Source organism: Streptomyces mexicanus (genome assembly GCF_902506575.1).
GTDB lineage: Bacteria > Actinomycetota > Actinomycetes > Streptomycetales > Streptomycetaceae > Streptomyces > Streptomyces mexicanus.
In genome coordinates, this window is sequence record NZ_LR732563.1 from 1 (window position 1) to 2,195 (window position 2,195).

3 protein-coding genes are annotated in these 2,195 nt (G+C 69.7%); all 3 read right to left on the reverse strand.

Going from position 1 to position 2,195, the window contains the following annotated elements:
* Positions 1-193: 193 nt before the first annotated feature.
* A complete protein-coding gene (locus GV126_RS32335; RefSeq protein WP_159674508.1) occupies positions 194-841 on the reverse strand; it encodes a hypothetical protein in 648 nt (215 codons plus the stop codon).
* Positions 842-960: 119 nt separating this feature from the next.
* Positions 961-1,113 (reverse strand): hypothetical protein, encoded by a 153-nt coding sequence (locus GV126_RS32340; protein WP_159674510.1) that lies wholly within the window; start codon positions 1,111-1,113, stop codon positions 961-963.
* Between the two features lie 206 nt (positions 1,114-1,319).
* Positions 1,320-1,883, reverse strand: coding sequence for a hypothetical protein (locus GV126_RS32345; protein ID WP_159674512.1), 564 nt, complete (start codon positions 1,881-1,883; stop codon positions 1,320-1,322).
* Between the last annotated feature and the right edge of the window lie 312 nt (positions 1,884-2,195).

Consider the following 2,195-nt stretch of genomic DNA (forward strand, 5'->3'; position numbering starts at 1 on the left):
GGGACCCCGCAGCCCCGCGAGGCCCTGGGCGGGGGGACGCGGGGCGCCCCGGGGGCCCGCGGGGCGGGGGGCGCGGGGCGGGGGTGGGGCCAGGGCCCGGGGGGGGGGGGGGGGGGGGCCCTCCACCAAGCGGGCCGGGCCCGACGGCGGGCGGCAGGGCCGGCCGGGCGACCGGCCCGGACGGGGGTGGTGCTCAGTTGCGGCGGTTCGGGGGCCGGGTGTCCCGGGGCGCGGTGCGGCCGGTGCTCCCGCTGCCGGGCTGGGCCTCGGCCTGGGGGCGGGGCACCCGCTCGGCCTGCCGGTACGTGACGCCCGGTTCCGGGGTCAGCGGCGCGCCGGTGACGGGTTCGACGCTGTACGCCTGACGGATGTCGTTCGCGGTGAGCGGCCGAAGCCAGAAGTTACGGACGGCCCAGCCGCGTACCGATTCCGAGCCGTCGGGCGCAAAGGTCCGCGCGACCAGTCCGCCCGTGGCGCACCCGACCATGCCTGCTGCGAGCACGGCGCACACCCGCATGGCTTCGGCCTCGTCGATGATGACGGCCTCACCCATCACGGTGAGCCGCTGGCCTTCGATGAGCTCGCCGTGCGGGGTGCTGGCGCTGGCCACCATGTGGTGTGTCCCGTCGCCGAGAACGGAGTTCAGGAGCGACAGGTACGCGTCGGCGGCGCGGTCGAGCAACGCGTGCGCGGTCTCGGCGGCGGTGCTCATCTCCTCGTCCGTCACGTCGTCGCTGGCGGGCGCGGGCGTCCACCGCATCGCGTCCATGCCGAGATCCTCGCTCGGGTCCTCGTACTGCCCCTCAAGGGTCTGCCGGATGTGGTTCTGGTACTCGCTCATGTCCCCTGCCTTGGGTGGTTGAGTTGGCGGCGGGTGAGTTGCCGCTCACCCGCAGAATCAATAATACTCTCTTCCGGGGGGTGATCGTCAAGCCCCAATCACCCCCCGGACGGGACGACTTACGGCGACTCGACCGGCCGCACTGTCGTACGGAAGAACATGTTCCGGGTCAGACTGAACGTGACCCGCTGAGTCCTGCCGGTGCTCTCGTGCTTGCCGTAGATCTCGACGGCGGTCAACTCGTCGTCCTCGTAGGTCACGTGCAACACCATGCCTTCCCACACCTCCGGCCACGGGGCGGGCTGGTTCGCCGTCCTCGGGCGTGCGAGTGCGGCCAGACTCCGCGTGGGGCGGCGCTCGATCCTCACTCGCTGCCCCCGGCTGATCGGTCCTGTGGCGGCCATGCTGTCTCCTCCTCTACTGGCTGTCGCTTGGGAGGGTGGGGGGCGACCGGTGGCCGCCCCCCACCCTGGGGCCGTCACCGCGTCCGGCCTGCCCGCTGCTCCTCGGCGGCCGTCAACAGTTCGTTGACCCCGTGGCGGGCGTGGTCGGCGCGTACACGCTCGGCCACCTCGTCGGCGGGCGGCAGTCCGAACCCTCCGTCAAGGGCCAGCACTTCGTACGCCTCGCGCCACCCGCGCACCTGGCACTCAACGGCTGCGCGGGATGCGCACGCGATGGTGAGTCCTCCCACGGTCACGGACAGTGCGCCGATCCCGTCCGGGCTGACTGCCGCGCTGCGGGCCCGGACCTTGGCGCGCCGGGGCGCGTCATCCAGGATCACAAAAGAATTGATGGTGATTTCGGGTTCGCGCAATTCGCCTGCGTCGACCTGCTCGGGGAAAATCCTGTCGAGCATGGCGGCTGCCTCACACCAGCCTTCCCACCAAACGCGCGCGGCGGTAGGGTGCCGGAATTCGATGATTGCCGTGGGGATCTTGAGAAGGGGAATGAGCGTCAGACCGATATGTGCGTCGGTCTCGTGCTCTCCAGCAAGGTGAATCGTGAGGCGGCTTACCGCGTCAACGGTTTCCGTGTCCAAGGGAGCTCCTCTGTTGGTGATTGAGCCTGAGCCAGGTTGCCGCCTGATCTCAGAATCAATAATACACTCTTAGCGGGGTGGCAGGAACCCGAGACGCGCCGAAACCTGCAACATCTCCTGCGCCTTCACCTGCGGCTACTCCTGCGCCTTCTCTTGCGACATCTCTTGCACAAGCCCCTCGGAGAGGGGCCACGTATCCGCAGGTCAACCAAGGTATCTGGGCATGCTCAGGGGTCTGACATCCCCTCTGCTGCCACTTTTCCCGCGCCCGTTGAAGGAGAGTGAGGAATGGGGGTTGGGGTGTGCGGGCGG